General features: G+C 72.4%; 13 protein-coding genes. 7 read left to right on the forward strand and 6 right to left on the reverse strand.

All coding sequences use genetic code 11. The annotated features are described in order from the left end of the window. Nucleotides 1-311 precede the first annotated feature (311 nt). Together LO772_RS01295 and LO772_RS01300 are read left to right on the forward strand one after the other, a co-directional pair. Nucleotides 312-1,826: an MFS transporter gene (locus LO772_RS01295; RefSeq protein WP_231776428.1), complete on the forward strand. Its 1,515-nt coding sequence runs from the start codon at nt 312-314 to the stop codon at nt 1,824-1,826. 56 nt (nt 1,827-1,882) lie between these two features. Beyond that, nucleotides 1,883-2,869, forward strand: coding sequence for an alpha/beta hydrolase (locus tag LO772_RS01300; protein ID WP_231776429.1), 987 nt, complete (start codon nt 1,883-1,885; stop codon nt 2,867-2,869). A 225-nt stretch (nt 2,870-3,094) separates the two neighbouring features. On the opposite strand, the gene LO772_RS01305 is transcribed toward LO772_RS01300, so the two are convergent. The 3 genes from LO772_RS01305 to LO772_RS01315 form a co-directional block, all read right to left on the reverse strand. Beyond that, nucleotides 3,095-4,000, reverse strand: a complete 906-nt coding sequence (locus LO772_RS01305; RefSeq protein WP_231776430.1) for a PaaX family transcriptional regulator — start codon at nt 3,998-4,000, stop codon at nt 3,095-3,097. A gap of 543 nt (nt 4,001-4,543) precedes the next feature. Further along, nucleotides 4,544-4,888, reverse strand: coding sequence for a hypothetical protein (locus LO772_RS01310; protein WP_231776431.1), 345 nt, complete (start codon nt 4,886-4,888; stop codon nt 4,544-4,546). Beyond that, the gene (locus tag LO772_RS01315; protein ID WP_231776432.1) at nt 4,885-6,189 is read right to left on the reverse strand and encodes an aromatic ring-hydroxylating oxygenase subunit alpha; all 1,305 of its coding nucleotides are present in this window, start codon (nt 6,187-6,189) and stop codon (nt 4,885-4,887) included. The genes LO772_RS01310 and LO772_RS01315 overlap by 4 nt, the downstream gene beginning before the upstream one ends. 697 nt (nt 6,190-6,886) lie before the next feature. Here LO772_RS01315 and LO772_RS01320 point away from each other — a divergent pair. After that, nucleotides 6,887-8,047 carry an acyl-CoA dehydrogenase family protein gene (locus LO772_RS01320; RefSeq protein ID WP_231776433.1) on the forward strand — a complete coding sequence of 387 codons (1,161 nt, stop codon included), beginning with the start codon at nt 6,887-6,889 and terminating at the stop codon, nt 8,045-8,047. Between the two features lie 24 nt (nt 8,048-8,071). Next, complete coding sequence (locus LO772_RS01325; protein ID WP_231776434.1) at nt 8,072-9,322, forward strand: acyl-CoA dehydrogenase family protein; 1,251 nt, start codon at nt 8,072-8,074, stop codon at nt 9,320-9,322. A gap of 575 nt (nt 9,323-9,897) precedes the next feature. On the opposite strand, the gene LO772_RS01330 is transcribed toward LO772_RS01325, so the two are convergent. Together LO772_RS01330 and LO772_RS01335 are read right to left on the reverse strand one after the other, a co-directional pair. Continuing rightward, entirely contained in the window at nt 9,898-10,938 is a 1,041-nt protein-coding gene (locus LO772_RS01330) for a hypothetical protein (protein ID WP_231776435.1), read from the reverse strand. Continuing rightward, nucleotides 10,935-11,312, reverse strand: coding sequence for an EthD domain-containing protein (locus LO772_RS01335; RefSeq protein ID WP_231776436.1), 378 nt, complete (start codon nt 11,310-11,312; stop codon nt 10,935-10,937). Before LO772_RS01335 ends, LO772_RS01330 begins: the two co-directional genes overlap by 4 nt. Before the next feature lie 620 nt (nt 11,313-11,932). Here LO772_RS01335 and LO772_RS01340 point away from each other — a divergent pair. The 3 genes from LO772_RS01340 (at nt 11,933) to LO772_RS01350 (ending at nt 15,752) form a co-directional block, all read left to right on the forward strand. Continuing rightward, nucleotides 11,933-13,384 (forward strand): aldehyde dehydrogenase, encoded by a 1,452-nt coding sequence (locus LO772_RS01340; protein WP_231776437.1) that lies wholly within the window; start codon nt 11,933-11,935, stop codon nt 13,382-13,384. Nucleotides 13,385-13,892: 508 nt separating this feature from the next. Continuing rightward, entirely contained in the window at nt 13,893-14,630 is a 738-nt protein-coding gene (locus LO772_RS01345; protein WP_231776438.1) for a hypothetical protein, read from the forward strand. Between the two features lie 117 nt (nt 14,631-14,747). Next, nucleotides 14,748-15,752, forward strand: coding sequence for a hypothetical protein (locus LO772_RS01350; protein ID WP_231776439.1), 1,005 nt, complete (start codon nt 14,748-14,750; stop codon nt 15,750-15,752). 180 nt (nt 15,753-15,932) lie between these two features. Here the strand turns inward: LO772_RS01350 and LO772_RS01355 are convergent, their stop codons facing one another. Continuing rightward, nucleotides 15,933-16,865, reverse strand: a complete 933-nt coding sequence (locus LO772_RS01355; protein WP_231776440.1) for an AraC family transcriptional regulator — start codon at nt 16,863-16,865, stop codon at nt 15,933-15,935. Between the last annotated feature and the right edge of the window lie 288 nt (nt 16,866-17,153).

A 17,153-nucleotide genomic window follows, 5' to 3' on the forward strand; every position in this document is an offset into this window, starting at 1 on the left:
CCGACCGGCTCGCCGGGCATCCCGCGTTCGCCGTCTCCCCCGCTCCTCCCGCGCGTCGCGCGTTCCACCGCCATACCGGGCTCCCATCCTCGCCGTACGATCCGGCCGCGCCCGCCCGTCGGTCGCCACCGCCCGGCACGCGCCGCACGCAAGAGACGCCGCAGGCCGCCGCCGTGTGACATCCGGTGCCGGTGGCGCACGTCACACCGGCCGCGCTGTCACAAAAATCCGGGAGCGGTCGTCTCGTGCTCGTCGGAAGGCCCGCGCGATCAGCGCGCGGCCGTGTACGCACCACGAGTGAGGACGCAATCATGGCACCCACGGAGGCGGTCACCCCGGCGGCGTCGCGCCGCTGGACCGCGCTGTTGTTCATCGGGTTGGCCCAGCTCATGATCGTTCTGGACGGCACGGTCGTGAACATCGCGCTCCCGTCCGTCCAAACGGATCTCGGAATCTCCGACGGCGACCGGCAGTGGATCATCACGGCGTACACGCTGGCGTTCGGGAGCCTGCTGCTGTTCGGCGGCCGGATCGCCGACTACACCGGCCGCAAGCGGACGTTCCTGATCGCCCTGACCGGCTTCACCTGCGCGTCGGCGCTCGGCGGCGCCGCGTCGAACTTCGAGTTGCTGCTGACCGCGCGGGCCCTGCAAGGCGCGTTCGGCGCACTCCTCGGGCCGTCCGCGCTGTCGCTCCTGACGGTGATGTTCACCGAACCCAAGGAGCGCGCCAAGGCGTTCGGGATCTGGGGAGCGATCAGCGCGGCGGGCGGCGCGCTGGGCCTGCTGGCCGGCGGCGCGCTGACCGAATACCTGGACTGGCGCTGGTGCCTGTACGTCAACATCCCGATCGCCCTGGTCGCGGCGATCGGCGGGTACGCGGTCCTCACCGAGTCGCGCCGCCCCGGCAAGGCGCGCTTCGACATCCCCGGCGTCATCCTGGTGACCAGCGGTCTCGTCGCGATCGTGTACGCGGCCGGCCGGGCGGAGTCGGACGGCTGGGGTTCCGCGAAGATCATCGGCCTGCTGACGGGCGGCGCCGTCCTGCTCGTCGCGTTCGCGGTCGTCGAGCGCCGGGTGCGGCAGCCGCTGTTGCCGCCGCACGTCGTGGCGGACCGCACGCGGGGCGGGGCGTACCTGGCCGTGGCGCTGTCCGTGGTCGGGATGTTCGGCGCGTTCTTGTTCATGACGTACTTCATGCAGGTCGTGAAGGGCTACTCGCCGGTCAGGACGGGCGTGGCGTTCCTCCCGATGGTCGTGGCGGTCCTGGTGTCGTCGGGCGCGCTCAGCATGCGGCTGCTGCCGAAGGTGCCGCCGAGGGTGCTGATCGTGCCGGGCATGGTGATCTGCTCGGGCGGCATGCTGTGGATGCTGACCCTGGAGACCGGCTCGGGGTACGCCGACGGCGTCCTGGTCACCGAACTGCTGTTCGGCTTCGGGGCGGGCCTGATCCTCCCGGTCTCGCTGAACTACGCCACGCACGGGGTCGACGCGAGCGACGCGGGCGTGGCCTCGGCGAGCGTCAACACCGCCCAGCAGATCGGGGCGTCGGTCGGTGTCGCGCTGCTCAACACCATCGCCACCAGCGCGACCGCCGACTACCTGGCCGACCACGGCATGAACCCCGCGCTCGCCAAGGAGGCGGCGGTGGAGGGGTTCCGGACGGCCGGGGCGTGGGCCGCGGGGATCATCCTGACCGGCGCGCTGGCCGTGGCCCTGCTGATGAACACCCCGCGTCCCGAGCAGCGGGCCGAACCCGAGGACGCCGCGGCCGTCGGCGGCGACACCGCCGAAACGCCGGAACCGCAGCTCGCCCACGGGCGGTGACGTTCGCGCGCCCGGGGCGTTGAACCGGGCGGATGTGCGCACCGACCGGAGGAGAAATGTACCCACCCGAGCCGCCCCCGGCGCTGTATGTGCCGGCCCGGCGAATCCCGGCCCCGACGTCGATCAGCCCCGAGGCCCGCACCCAATTGGGCGGCACGTCCCCGTCCCGGCCGCCGTGGCCGGACCGGCAGGACGACATCGACGCGTGGCGGGCCCTGATCGCGAAGATGGACGAGCTGGGCGAGGCGGGTCTGTCGGCGATGGCGGCCCGGGTGGACGCGGCGGTGGAGCGGTTCACGGTCGACGGCGTGCGGGTGTTCGACGCGCTCCCGGCCGACGCCGACCCCGGCGACGACGCGGTCTACCTGGACGTCCACGGGGGCGCGCTGCTGTGGGGCGGCGGCGCGAGCTGCCGGGCGGCGGCCGTCATCGCGTGCGGCGTGGTCGGGGTGCGGACGTGGTCCGTGGACTACCGCATGCCGCCGGACCACCCCTACCCGGCGGCGGTCGACGACTGCGTCGCGGTCTACCGCGCGCTGCTGCGCGATCGGCCGCCCGGGCGGATCATCGTGGGCGGCGCGTCGGCGGGCGGCAACATCGCGGCGGCCACGGTGCTGCGGGCGCGCGACGAGGGCCTGCCGATGCCGGCCGCGGTGGTCCTGCTGACGCCGGAGGCGGACCTCACCGAGTCCGGTGACACGTTCAACACCCTGATGGGCGTGGACACCGGGCTCACCGGCCGCCTGCTGCCCGCGAACCTGCTCTACGCGGGCGGCCACGACCTCGACGACCCGTACGTCTCACCGCTGTTCGCCGACTTCACCCCCGGCTTCCCCCCGACGTTCCTGGCGAGCGGCACCCGCGACCTGTTCCTCTCGAACACGGTCCTGCTCCACCGCGCACTACGCCGCGCCGACATCACCGCCGAACTCCACGTCTTCGAGGCCGCCCCACACACCGGCTTCCTCGGCACCCCGGAAAACGAAGACCGAACAACCGAACTGAGGCGTTTCGTAGACCGCCACTTCGCACGCGAGCAATGACCTGGCGGGGCAGACGGGCGGGTGCCGTTGACCGGACACGTGCGCCGGGGTCGGAGACGAGGGAATCCACGAGACCCCCTCGGAAGCCCGGTGGTCACGAGGGATCGGGGCGAGAGGAATCCCCGGCCATGACGGCACCCGCCGGTTCCGCGTGCTCGCTTGCCCGGCGCCGATCCGTGCCCGTGAACTCCCCCCGCACACCGCTGTGCCGCCCGTCGGCGGGTGTCAGGTCGGTGTGTGTGTCGTGGTTCGGTGGTTGGCCTCGTTGGCGAGGGTGGGGTCGTGGGCGGCGAGCAGTTGGCGGACGCGGACTTCGGCGAGGGGGCCGAGGGCGTCGTAGATCTGGGCGAAGATCGCTCGCGCGCGTTGGGCCGGCCACGCGTCGGGGAGCAGGTTCGCGGGCAGTTCGGGGTCGATGCTGACCATCTCGCGCCACTCGTCCTTGATGCTCGTGCGCACCACGAGGGCTTCCGAGGAGCCGACCTGCCCGCTGGTCACGCGGTCGAGCAATTCCGCGGACTCGGCGATGAATTCGTCGTACGCGGCACGGATGACGTCGAGGTCCCAGGCGTTGAGCGGGTCGCCGTCGCCGCGTGCGTAGGCGAGGGTCGAGCGCAGCACGGTGGCGTTGCGCACGCCGATGTTCTCCAGGAGTTCGACGGTCTGCGCGTGGTCGGCGTGCGGCGACATCCACACGCCGTCGTGGACGGCGGCGTACCCGAGGAATTGCAGGCGGCGGCGGATCGAGTAGCGCTGGTCGCGCTGTTCGTCGGTGAGGGAGAAGATCACCGTCGTCCACAGGCCGTCCCAGGGGCGGTCCGCGCCGAACTCCATCATGCGCCGCTGGGACTGCTCCAACGCCCGGAACGCCGCCGGCTTCATGCGGTAGAAGGTGCGGCGGCCCTTCTTCGACGGCTCCAGGACGCCCCGGCGCGCGAGGCGCCCGATGGCCGCGCGGGCGCTGACCGGGGTGATGCCGAAATCGCCGAGGAGGCTGACCAGCGCGGCCGACGGCATGGGTTCCTCGGTGTGGAACCAGTAGTCGGTGAACAGGCCGTGGATGAGGATCTGCGGGTTGGCACCGACTTGGGCGCGGGGCAGGTCGACGTCGGCGAGCGTTGGCGTGGTCATCGGCGTGAGCTTAGCGGCGTACGGCCGGACACTGTGCGTCGCCTCCTTCGTCGGCCCCGCGTGGGGCTGCTGCACGATCTCGCAGGATATTGCACGGACGGCGCACCGGCGGCACACGGCCGCGGGGCGGGTCGGGGCGGTGCGGCACCGGGGCGAGGCCGGCCCCGAGCCGCGGCGGCCGTGCGGCCGGCCCGCGGATGTTGCCCTGGCCACACCGCGCGTCCCCCGCTCGCGCGGTATCGGGGCGTTTCGCCATACTCGGCACGCCCGGTCGTGCCACCCGGCATGCCGAAGTGGGGAGATTGGTCACTTCGGTCAGGCGTCGACCCAGTCGGGTGGCACGACCCGCGTGCGGCGGGACATGGCGGCCGACGGCTGCGGTCGCCATGTCCCGTGTTGTCCCGTGGTCCCCGACCCCCACCGGGCGCGACCGGTGATCCGGACACCGGGCGCCGGTTCGAGGAGGGGCGGGGAGGGGACACCGTTCGGTGCTCCGGCGGGGGCGGTCCCGCGGACCGCCCCCGCCGGTTTCGTCGGCCGTGCTCAGAGCGCCGGTTCGACGACCATCTCGAAGAACGCCGCCCCGGAGTCGGGGATGCTCGGCTGCTGGAAGACGTTGACCGCGTACGAGACGAGGATCAGCGAGTAGAGCAGGCGCAGCAGGTTCAGCTCCGGCTCGGGCAGGTCGTCGAGGTCGAACCCGTTGAGGTACTCGATGCCTTCCTCAGCGCGCGGGGCCACCGCCTGGTAGTACGCGTCGAGTTCGTCCATCGACGTCGCGAGGCGCTTGTCGTAGCGCTCCTGCCGGGACGGCAGCGCCCACTCCGCGACGAACTTCTCCAGCTCGGCGAACTGAGCGGGGAGCAGCGGGGTTGCGGTGGCGGTCATCGGACCTCACCCTTCTCGGCCTCGTACGCCGCGACGGCGTCGCGGTTGGTCTTGTGGAACGCGCGGATCAGCAGCTCCTGGTCGCTCAGGTGGAACTGCCGGTTGGCACCGGTCTCCAGGCCCGACTGCGTGGCCTCGATCGTGTTCACGTCCTGCATCGCGAACTCGATGGTGCTGTCGACGATCAGCTCCTGCGCCAGCCGCTCCTGCGCGTTCTTCGGCGGCACGAAGTAGATGTCGATGTCGTACATGTGCGTGTTCACGGACTCGGGCCAGTAGGTGTAGGTGATGTAGAACCCACGGCCCCAGATCTGCACGTACAGGTTCGGGAACAGCCAGAACTGGTCGTTGCTCCAGGACCGGATGCCGCCCGGGTTCAGGAACTCGGGCAGCGGGCCGATCTCCGGCGGGGTGTCGTCCGGGCCGAACAGACCGGCGCGGAACAGGCGGTAGACCCACTTCTGGTCCTTCACCGCGGGACCCAGCTCACCCGGCTTGCGCGGCGGCAGCTGCGGCGGGCCGGGCACCGAGGTGATCATGTGCGGCCCGAACAGGTCGTAGTGGTACGAGTCGATCGGCGGGACCAGCTTCTCCGCCTTCGAGATGTCCTTGTCGAGGAAGCGCGCGTGCACGTACGGCGGGTGGTACCACTCGCTGACCGAGTCCACCGCGAGCTTCCAGTTGCCCTTGATGTGGGCGCGGAAGCCGTAGCGCTGCGTGAGCTTCTCGAACGGGTACTGCTCCAGCTCGCCGATGCGGTCGCCCAGGAAGTCGCGCAGCGGCGGCGGGTTCTCGGCCAGGCTCACGAAGATGAAGCCGGCGAACTCCTCGCACGCCAGCTTCGGCATGCGCAGGGTGTCCTTGGGGAGGTCGAAGAACTCGCTCTCGTTGGTGACGTGCGAGACCTTGCCTTCGAGGCCGTAGCGCCACCCGTGGTACTTGCAGTGGAACTCGCGGCAGAAACCGCCGCTCTCCTCCTGCGGGTGCTCCTGCCAGACGACCTTGTTGCCGCGGTGCGCACACACGTTGTGGAACGCGTTGGGCTTGCCGTCGAGGCCGCGGGTGATCACGATCGACGCCAGCTTGCCGGGCAGCTCGCGGGTGAAGTACGAGCCCTTGCGCGGCAGCAGCTCGGAGCGGCCGACGTACAGCCACGCCTGCCTGAAGACTCCCTCGCGCTCCCGCTGGAAGAACTCGGGCGAGGTGCAGTCGTCGTAGTTGACCGGCTCGGTGCCGAGTTCGGGGAACTCCGGCGTCCACTTGCCCCGGCCGGTGGCCAGGCGTTCCTGAATCTCCGTCATCGTGTGTGTCCTCTCCTCATCACGATGCGATGCTAGTCAGTTAGTTTCGCGTTTGCAAGATATGTGTCGCGTATCAACGCGACCGGCCCGCGAACCCGCCCAGGGCCGGGATTCCCTGCCGCCCGGCGGCCGGGGAAGCGCCCGATTCCGGGGTCCCGCGGCGGCACTTCCGCCGTGCGGCGCGCGCTCCCGGGCCGGTCCGGCGGTCCCGCGGCACCGACCGGCATCCGCCGGGCCGGAGGCGGTGCCGACGGGCGGTGAGCGCCGCTTACTCGACAGAAATAACTCATCCCCGGGAAAAGCATGCAGCCATTGGCACGGCCCGTCCAGGGCCCCGCCCCCTTCCGCTTCTCTGCCGCGCGCCGCTTCGTCCCCGCGGACGGCCGCACACCGTCGTTCCGCGCGTGCGCGTGGGACGACGCCACCGGCCCCCGGGCGCCGGCCGTTCGCCGCCCCGGCGCTCCCGCCGCCCGCGCGTCGCGTAAGCCGCCGCGTAAGCCCACGACCTCGGCCGTCGCGCCCCCGCCCGCGCCTTCCGCGTCTCCCTCCCCGGGGCCCCGACCTCGGCTCCTCGCCCGTGGTCAGCGACTATTGACACGGATTCCGCACCCCCTGTATTGATTTGCTAATCAATCGATTAATGATGCGGGCGTCCGCCCGATTCGGTCCGTACGGCATTGGACTTAAGGAAGTCGCGATGGAGTTCGAGCTGTCATCGGACCAGAAGTTGTTCCTGTCGACGGCACGGGACTTCCTGGAGAAGGACTACCCGCTCGACGTGATCCGGCGTACCGCGCAGGACGAGCGCACCGGCTTCGACCCCGGCTGGTGGCGGCGCGCCGCCGAGCTGGGCTGGACGTCGCTGCTCGTCCCCGAAGACCTCGGCGGCGGCAGCATCTCGGGCCACGGCGTACGCGATCTCGCCTTGCTGGCCGAGCAGTTGGGAGCCGGTGTCGCCCCCGGCGCGCTGCTTCCCGCCAACACCGTGCTGGCCGGCCTCGTCGCCACGCAGCCGACCGGCCCCGACCACTCCGACGCCATCGGCGCCCTCGCGTCCGGCGAGCGGATCGCCACGTGGGCGGTCTACGAGCCCGGCGCGCGGTGGGACCCGCTGCGGCCGGCCCTGACCGCCACCCCGACCGGCGACGGCGGCTACCGCCTCGACGGCACCAAGGACCGCGTCGAGGCCGCCTCCCAGGCCGATCTGCTCCTCGTGACGGCGGCGACCCCCGACGGCACCGCGCAGTTCCTCGTCCCGTCCGCCGCCGAAGGCGTCGCGGTGACCCCGCAGTGGGGGCTGGACCTCGCCCGCTGGTTCGGCACCGTGCGCTTCGACGGCGTACGCGTCGACGCCGGGGCGCTCGTCGGGGCCCCCGGCGACACGCACACCATCGAGCGTCAGCTCCAGACCGCGCTGGTCATCCAGTGCGCCGAGGTCAGCGGCGGCCTCACCAGGATGTTCGACACGACCGTGCAATGGGCGTTCGACCGCTACTCGTTCGGCCGCCCGATCGCGTCGTACCAAGCCCTCAAACACCGCTTCGCCGACATGCGCACGTGGCTGGAGGCCTGCCACGCCACCACCGCGGCAGCCGCGGCGGCCGTACAGGACGCGGCGGACGCGCCCGACGACGCCGAGGCCGCGCGCGAGGCGTCCCGGCTGGTCAGCGTCGCCAAGAGCTTCATCGGCGAGCGGTCGCTGTGGATCCTCCAGGACTGCGTGCAGATCCACGGCGGCATCGGCGTGACCTGGGAGCACGACCTGCACCTCTTCCTGCGCCGCGCCACGCTGGACCAGTCCCTGTACGGCACCCCTGACGAGCACCGCCGGCGCATCGCCGACCTCGCCGGGCTCTGACCGCACCCCGAGAGGCCGAGACCGATGACCGACAGCACCGCCCCCTCCGAGAGCGTCGAGGCGTTCCGCACCCGCGCGAGGGCCTGGCTCGCCGCGAACATGCCGCGCGTGGACCCCGACGCCGTACCGCCGCTGCCCGGCGAGGACGACCACCTGTGGCGGCGCGCCCGCGAACTGCAGCGGAAGCTGCACGCGGGCGGGTTCGCCGGGATCTGCTTCCCGAAGGAGTACGGCGGCCTCGGGCTCCCGCGCGCCTACCAGGACGCGTTCACCGAGGAGTCCGCCGGCTACGAGATGCCGGTCATGCTGAACGTCCCGACCTTCAGCATCTGCTGCGCGACGCTGCTCGACGTCGGCTCCGAGGAGCAGAAGCGCACCCATATCAGCGCCGCGATCCGCGGTGAAGAGGTGCTGGTGCAGTTCCTGTCCGAGCCCGGCGGCGGCTCCGACCTGGCGGGGCTGCTGACGCGCGCCGAACGCGACGGCGACGGTTGGGTGCTCAACGGCTCCAAGACGTGGAGCACGTGGGCGTACGCCGCCGACTACGGGCTGTGCCTGGCGCGCACCGACAGCGACAAGCCCAAGCACGACGGGCTGACGATGTTCCTGGTGCCCACGAACGCGCCGGGGCTGACCATCAACCGCATCCGCATGGTCGACGGATCGACGGAATTCTGCGAGGAGTTCTTCGACAACGTGCGCGTCGACGCGTCCGCGGTCGTCGGCGAGATCGACGGCGGCTGGGCGGTCGCGACGCAGCAGCTGTACCACGAGCGCACGGCGGTCGGCGGCGGGTCGCCGTTCGTCAGCGGTCGGGGCGCGACGCCGAACCGGCCCAAGGCCAACCCGTTCGCGGTCGCGCAGGCGACGAAACGCACGGCCGACCCCGAGGTGCGGACCATGCTCGGCGACATGCTCACCCTGGCCGCCGTGCGCAAGCAGCTCCAGGCCCGCGTCGCGAAGGGCATCGCGGGCGGGCACCTGCCGCCGCCGTCCGCGTCCCTGCTGCGCCTGTTCCACGCGGAGTACTCCATGGCCGAGGACGACCTCGCGCTGCGCATCGCCGGTTCCCTGGGCGGCTTCGGCCCCGACGCCGGGCCCGGTCACACCGGTATGGCCGGCGTCTCCTTCCTCGGCCGCCAGGGCGCGGGCCTCGGCGGCGGCAGCACCGAGATGTCCCGCAACATCATCAGCGAACGCCTCCTCGGCATGCCCCGCGAACCGGCCCCCGACCGCGGCGTCCCCTTCAACCAGATCAAACGCGGCTCCCGCTGAACACCTCCGGCACGAACGAAGCCTTCGCGACCTGACGCGCTGCACCCGCGAAGGCTCCGGCGCGGAGTGCCCGCGGCATGCGGGCGTGGGCGGGAACGAGGTGGTGGGCAGGTCCTGGTGCCCGCGGCATGCGGACGTGAGCGGAACCGGGTGGTGAGGCCGGTCGTGGTACCCGCGGCATGCGGGCGTGGGCGGGAACGGGTGGCGAGTCGGGTCTGGTACCCGCTGCACGCGGGCGTGGGCGAGAACGAGGTGGTGGGCAGATCCTGGTACCCGCTGCACGCGGGCGTGGGCGAGAACGAGGTGGTGGGCGGGTCCTGGTACCCACAGCATGCGGACCTGAGCGGAACCGGGTGGTGAGGCGGGTCGTGGTACCCGCGGCATGCGGGCGAGGGCGGAAGCGGGGTGGTGAGGCGGGTCGTGTGGCCGCCGCCGCCAGCCGACCCGCCTCCGACCCGCGATCGGCCATCCGGCCGGACCTGTCGGGTCCCCCGGGAGCCTCCCTGTCGCCTCCTCGCCGTCCCCTCCGGCACCGACAGGGGTCGGTCAGCCGCCGAGGCCTGTCCCCGCGCCCGTCACGTCGTGCGGTTGCCGTGTTCCTCGGTGAGGCCCGTGATCGGTGCGTCGCTGGCGATGCGAGCCTGGCGGATCAGGGCGATGCGGGTGCGCGCCGGAGGTTGGTCGGGAATCCGCGGGAGCGACTGGCCTCGGCGTTTCGCCTCGTACTCCAGTCGTGCCCGGGCCTTCGCGCGCGTGTCCTCGCTCGGCTGGAGCACCTGCTTGGTGTCGAGCGCCGACGGGTGCTGGGGAAGCGACCGCTCGACGCGGAGGACGACGTCCCGCCCGTCGACCGCCGCGTCGCCGACGAAGGTCTGGTAGCCGGCGAAGGTGAGTGACGCTTTGCCGGTGAACCGCCACGGCACGCCCTTCGGCATGCCGAGCCGGAAGCCCTCGTCGACCGGCTCGCACGACCGCGCCCGCATCGGCAGCGGGTAGCCGTCGTCGTCCAGGACCGACAGGTGGCCGGGGTTGCCGCCCGCCAGCGCGTCCCGCGCGACGTCCTGCCATGGGCGTACGGGCCACGCCGACGGCTTCATTTTGTCGGCCGGCGCGGGGTCGGACGCGGGATAGACCGTGTCGGCGGGGGCGCGCCACACCTGCGGCGGGCCGTCGAGGGCGGCCTGGTTCTCCCACCAGTAGACGCGCTCGGGCGTGTTCTCGATGATGATGCGCGACCAGTACGTGATGGCCTGGCGCGCCTCCTCCCACGTGATGCCGTGGCTGATGCCCTTGTAGCCGGTCTCGGCGATGTAGCGGAGGGCGTTGGCCTGGATGTCCGCGTCCCGCACGGCGGCCCGGGCGCGGACGACCACCACCGGTTCGTCCGGGCGTCCCTCGATCAGCAGGCCGGTCCGCGCGTCGCGGCGTGCCCGCTCGGCCTTGGCCGGATTCGGCAGGCCGGTCGCCAAATCGATCGTTGCCATGTCGTCGGCGGGGAAGTAATAGGTAGGGGTGTCGATCGGAATTCCCGCGGCGGACACCGTGGAGAACTCCGCCACCACCCCCGACTCCACGAGTTCGAAAACGCGCTTCGGCAGGTCGTGCAGGCCGCTCATTCCGCCTCCCGAACGACCGGAACCCAGTCGTAGGTCTCGCCGTTCGGCCCCATCGGGGAATCGTGTTCCTCCACGACGCACACCGGGTTGGCGTGCGAGGCGAACAGCTTGGCCTCGTCCGCGATCGTGTGCGGAAGCCGCTCGGGGTCGCTGATCAGCCGCTGCGAGGTCTCGAAGTCCGCGCGGCTGTTCCACCAGATCTCCATGATGCAGTCGTAGCCGCTGTCGTGGATCTCGCCGGTGACGGGGTTCCGCACGGGAGTGAGATAGCGCCGCACATAACGCACGGCGTTGGGGATCGCGGGTTTGCCGATTTTCTCGGCCAGTTTCGTGTGCTGGTTCTCGTAATAGTCGAGGAATTCTTCGGCCGTCATATCCTGACGCTTCTTGAAGAAGCACACCTGTTTAAACAAGAAATCGCCCTCTCAAGAGCCAGAACACCGTTCCCGACCATAGCCGTCGGCGCGGGTCGGCTGTCAAGAGGACGACACGGGGGCAACTGCCTTGGCGTGCCGGTTGGTTGCGGGACGCGGGGACGCGCGGCGGTACGGGAGGTGCCGACGCGGGCCGGGGACGTGAGGCCGGGCCGTGCCACCTCCCACGCGAGAACCGGGGTCCGCCGGGCCCGGGTTTCGGGCGGGCTCCCCGGCACGGCGCCTCGGCCGCGCGACGCGGGCCCAGGGATTCCCCGCGCGGGGTTCGCGCGTCGGGTCCTCGGCGGCGGCCGAGCAGGTGTCTCCCGCGCGGCCTCACGGCGCGTCGCGGCGGGTTTCAACGGCGTCACGCCGGGCCCACGCCGCGTGTGAGAGTCGCCACGAGGAGGCGCCTTCGGCCGGGTCGTGTGCCCACGATGGTCATGGCGACGGGCACCGCCTCCGGGGGTGGCGGAGGTCCCGGACGGCACCCCCGCTCGACCGCCGCGCCGCACATGTGAGATGAACATGTACGTCGACCCTGAGCAATTGATTCGGACGACTACGACATCGGGAGTGGCATGCAAGACCGGGAGCACCTTTTCATCGGCGGCGCGTACGTGGCCCCGAGCACCGACCACCGCATCCAGGTGGTCTCTCCCCACACCGAGGAAACCCTCGCCACGGTCGCCGCCGGGGCCAACGCGGACGTCGACAAGGCCGTCGCCGCCGCACGGCGCGCGTTCGACGAGGGCCCCTGGCCGCGCCTGGACCCCGCCGAGCGCGTCGCGGCGATACGCCGCCTGGCCGAGGTCTTCGGCGCGAGCCGCAAGGATCTCGTCAAGCTCATCAGCACCGAGCTGGGCGCGCCGGTGTCCTTCGCGAAGCTGGCGCACGTCGCGCTGCCGTGGTCGATGATGAGCGCGTTCGCCGACCTGGCCGAGGAGTACCCCTGGCAGGAGCAGCGGCCGGGCCGGTACGGGCTCGACATCCGCGTACGCCGCGAGCCCGTCGGTGTCGTCGCGGCCGTCGTGCCGTGGAACATGCCGCAGTTCCTCACCGTCACCAAGCTGATCCCGGCCCTGCTCGCGGGCTGCACGATCGTGCTGAAGCCCGCGCCGGAGTCCTCGCTCGACGCGCTGTTCTTCGCCGACCTGGTCGAGAAGGCGGGCCTGCCGGCGGGCGTCGTGAACGTCGTCCCGGCCGACCGCGACGTCAGCGCGTACCTCGTCGCCCACCCCGGCGTCGACAAGGTGTCGTTCACCGGCTCGTCGGAGGCCGGGCGCCACGTCGCGGCGGCGTGTGCGGCGAACCTGACCAAGGTCAGCCTCGAACTGGGCGGCAAGTCCGCCGCGATCGCGCTGCCCGACGCCGACCCGGCCGCCGTCGCGGACGCCGTCCGCGTGTCGGGTGTGGGCATGGCCTGGCAGATCTGCAACTCCCTGACGCGCGTCGTCGTACCGGCCGCGCGCGCCGACGACTACGCCGAGGCCCTGGGCGCGGCGATGTCGGCGATCAAGGTCGGCGACCCGTCGGACCCGACGACCGAGATGGGTCCGCTCGTCGCGCAGCGCCAGCAGCAGCGGGTACGGCAGTACATCGAGGCCGGTATCGCCGAGGGCGCCAAGCTCGTGGTCGGCGGCACCGAGCTGCCCGAGGGCGTCGAGCGCGGGTGGTACGTGCGTCCGACGCTGTTCACGGGCGTCGACAACTCCATGCGGATCGCGCAGGAGGAGATCTTCGGCCCGGTCATCGCGGTGATCCCCTACAGCGACGAGGACGAGGCCGTCCGCATCGCCAACGACTCCGAATACGGCCTGGCCGGCTCGGTGTTCACACCGGACATCGAACGCGGTCTCGGCATCGCCGCCCGCGTGCGCACCGGGACGTTCGGCGTCAACCAGGGCTACTCGATGGACCCCGCGGCACCCTTCGGCGGCGTCAAGTCCAGCGGCTACGGCCGCGAACTCGGCCGCGAGGGCATCGACGGCTACACCCAGACGAAGTCGATCTCGGTGGCGCCGCAGCAGTAACCGCCCACGCGGCAGCGGGGGTTCACCGACCGAGGCGGGTCCGGGTCCCGAAGGGTGCGTCATCCGCACCCGGGCCCGGACCCGCCCCCGTCGCGGCCGGAGGCTCGATCACCGTGCCCGCAGGACCCGGCCGCTCCGACGGGCGACGTCGATCGCCGCGGCGCGTCGGGCGGGGGTGTGCTCGCGCGACGGACGGCCGATGCCCGGCGGTCGGTGGCGGGCGATCTCGGCGGCGCGGCAAGCGCGTTCGCGGTCGGGATACGCGACCGGCGCGGCACGCGACCGTCGTCCGCCCGGCGATCCTTCGTTCCCCGGTCCCCCTCCCTCGGCGCGTGCGGCCCGACGCCTCCGCGTACACCGGTGGGGGACAAAGCGCGTCGGCGTGCAAGGGATTGCCGCGCGGACGGCGGTCGCCGCACACTCGAATCGGGCGCGCGACGACCGCCGCCGCGCCGTGGATGCGCTGACTCGTCGATCTGGTGGGGCGTTGGAATCAGGGAAGCAGACCTTGTCGGCGACGCCGGAGGCGGGCCTCGACGCCCCGCTCTCCGCACGGGCCTCCGACGTGGTCGACCCGGGTATCCCCGGGATGATGCGCACGCCCCTGTGGTGGCCGAACGACGAGGCGCCGCCGGGTGGTTCGCCCCACACCTCACCGCCCCGCGCATCGTCCCCCCCGCGAGACGCCTGGGAGCCGCCGGATCCGGAGACCCACGGCGACCCGGCCACCGACACCGCCGAAGTCCCCCCGGCCCCCTCCGAGTTCGCGTGGAGCTTCGACGACGTCGAAGAGGTGCGGGCCCGGCCGTCCGTCGGCCGCGGGATCGCGTGGATCGCGGTGGCGGTTGCCGGTGTCCTCGGTCTCGTCACGACGGTGGTGGTCGCGGGAGGCGACGGTGCGAGGAAGCCGCCCGCCACGACTCCGCCGCCCGCGGGCGCTCCCCCGGCCGCGCCGCCGGGTCCCCCGGAGGCCTACATGCCACGGGACTTGGTGCTGGGCGGCTTCGACGGGCGCGTCCAGGTGACCTGGCAGCCGCCCGAACGCGCGGACGCGGTGGCGGGGTTCATGGTCATCGCGCAGAGCCGCCAGGGCGTCGTCCTGGAACACCGCCTGGCACCCGCCGGCGAGACGTCGGCGGTCTTCGCCTCGCCGCCGATGACCCGCGACGCGTGCGTGGTCGTCGCGACGCTCGTCCGAGGCGACTCGGGCGTGAGCCCGGTACGCGCCGAGCCGGTGTGCCTGTGACCGGCGGGCGGGCTACGGCACTTCGCCAGCCGACCCCCGGCACCGCGCCCGATCACCGCGGGGATCCGCTCCGCGGTGGAACGCCCGCCCCCACACCGGCAGTTGACGGGAGCATCCGTGATCGACGACGTTGATTCCATCCCCAACTGGCCGGTCGTCGCCATCCGGCTGGAGCACGACGGATCGGTCACCGTGGACGGCGACCCGATTCCGCTCGGTCCCGACGACGACGCCCGCACGGTGGCGATGGAACGCGCACGGCACACCGCCGAGTTGCTGGGCCGCCCGGTCCGCGTCGACGCGTGCGAGCCCGACGGCACGGTCTTCCCGATGGTCGTCGACGAGACGGGCGACGTCGCCGAGGCCGGCACCCCGACCGTTCCCCCCGCACAGCGCCGTGGCCTGCTGCGCCGCCGTTCACCGACACAACCGCGCCCCGCACGGGACCGCGGCCGCAAGCCACGGACCAAGAAAAACCCCGCCACCGCCCCGACACCCGACCCGGCCGTCGATCACGAACCGGCACCGGAGGCCGCTCGCGCGGGGGCCCCCGCCCCTCCCCCGGCACCCGGCCCCTCCGGCGCCCCCGAGCCGCCCACCGCTCCGCACGTACCCACGTCACCCCCTGAAGTCGCCGACTCCGCAACGGACTTCACGCCCGCCACGGCACCCCCCGGACGAGACGGCCCGGCACCGCCGCGTCCCACGGACGAACAAGCCCGCGTCCTGGCCCGGGTCCGGAGCATGGCCGACGCCGGCGACCCCCGCGGTGCCGTCGCCGAACTCCGGGAGGCCGCCGGGGGCGCCGACGGAACCGCGGGAGCGGCGCTGCGCGAAGTCCAGGCCTACCTGATGTTCCTCGCCGGGGACCCCGGCAAGGCGTCGCGCCTCTATCTCGACGTCGCCGCGGACCCCGCGGCCGAGTTCTCCGACGCTTGGGCGCTGGGCGTCGTGGAATGCGCCCACCATTGCTGGCTCGACGTGGACGACGTCGGCGAGGCGTACGAACTGGGCCGGCACATCGTGGCGGCCTATGTCCGCCTCGGCGCCGGGAGTTCCCTCCAAATCGCCCACGCCCGCACCCGGCAACGCGAACTGCGCACCCGCCTGGCGGTCACCTGAGCCTTCCCCCCGGATGCGCCGCCGGCCGGGTCCGGGTGAAGGGCGGTCGTCGGGCCGGCCTTGTCCGACGTCCGGCCCGCGGCGGCGCCGTGCCACCGCGCCGACCGGTTCCGGTGTCGTGAACCCGGTGCCGCCGCTTCCGCGGCGATCACCGTGGTTCCGCGCCCCGCACGTCCCGCGTCACTCGTCCACGCCGAACCTCAGGGTCTCCGACGGGCGGCGGCCGTAGAGGGCGCGGTATTGGATGGCGAATCTGCCCATGTGCTGGAACCCGTGCCGGAGCGCGACCTCGGTGACGGTTGTCGGGAGGTCTTCGGCGGACGCGTCGACGAGTTCCTTGTGGACCCGGCGCAGCCGCACCCCCCGGAGGTGGCTTTGCGGAGTCGTTCCCAAATACAGGCGGAAGTGCGTCTGGAGCGTGCGCTTGCTGACATGGGCCGCCGCCGCGATGTCGGCGACGGACGGCGGCGGGCCGGTGTACCGCTCGCAGAAGGCGAGGGCGCTCGCCAGGCTGGCGGGCATCGCCTCGTAGGACGCGTCGGATCGCCAACGCGTGGAGTTCGGTTGTGCGGCGAGGAGGCCGTGGACGAGGAGTTGTTCGAAATGCGCCATCGCGAGCGGCGAGTCGCTGATGCGGCCGGGCTCCGGCGTCCCGGCGAACGTCCGCGCGAGGGACAGCCAGGGGCCGGCCCGCTCGGTGGAGGTGTCCAGGTAGGGCTCGAACTCGATCGGCCCGGTCTGTTCGGCGTTGCGGTTGAACCGTGCGGCGGTGTCGATCATCCGGCGCGGGATGCAGATGACGGTGACGGTCGCGTTCTTGGGAATGCGCAGCACCGCCGGCTTTCCCGGCGTGACGATGGCGGGCGTGAGCGGCACCGTCCGGGTGCCCACGGTCAGCGTCCCGCCGGTGCCGCCGGGCCCGCCGCCCCGGGTTCCGATGCCGGCGAGGAGCACGAGGTACGTGCGGGCCGACGGGTCGATCCGCAGCTCGACGGGCGCCCCGTACCCGAGCGAGTAGGCGGCGATCGTGCCTTGGTGCAGGCAGCGCAGATGGGAGTCCAGGGCCGCGCCGTGCGCCACACGCATGCTGTGCGGGGCGATGTGTCCGGCCACCAGCTCGCGGATGTACCTGGGGTCCCGGCTCCGCGACGGCGGACGTCGCGCGGGGGGCGGTGGCGTGGCTGCGACATTGCGGGCCTGGCGGGCATGCCCCTCACGGACAGGGGCGAGCGTCTCAGTCATGGTCGCCTTCGGGGTGTCGATCAGTGGTGCTCGGCGGTGCCTGGTGTCGGCGCGGGTCCGGCGCGGAGGCCGTCCGGCGCGGCGGACGCCAGCCTGCTCGATGGCCTCGACCGGGCGTAAGGACGCGGCTGTTATCCAGCGCGGTCAAACGTCGCGCAC

Source organism: Yinghuangia sp. ASG 101, from assembly GCF_021165735.1.
Classification (GTDB): Bacteria; Actinomycetota; Actinomycetes; order Streptomycetales; family Streptomycetaceae; genus Yinghuangia.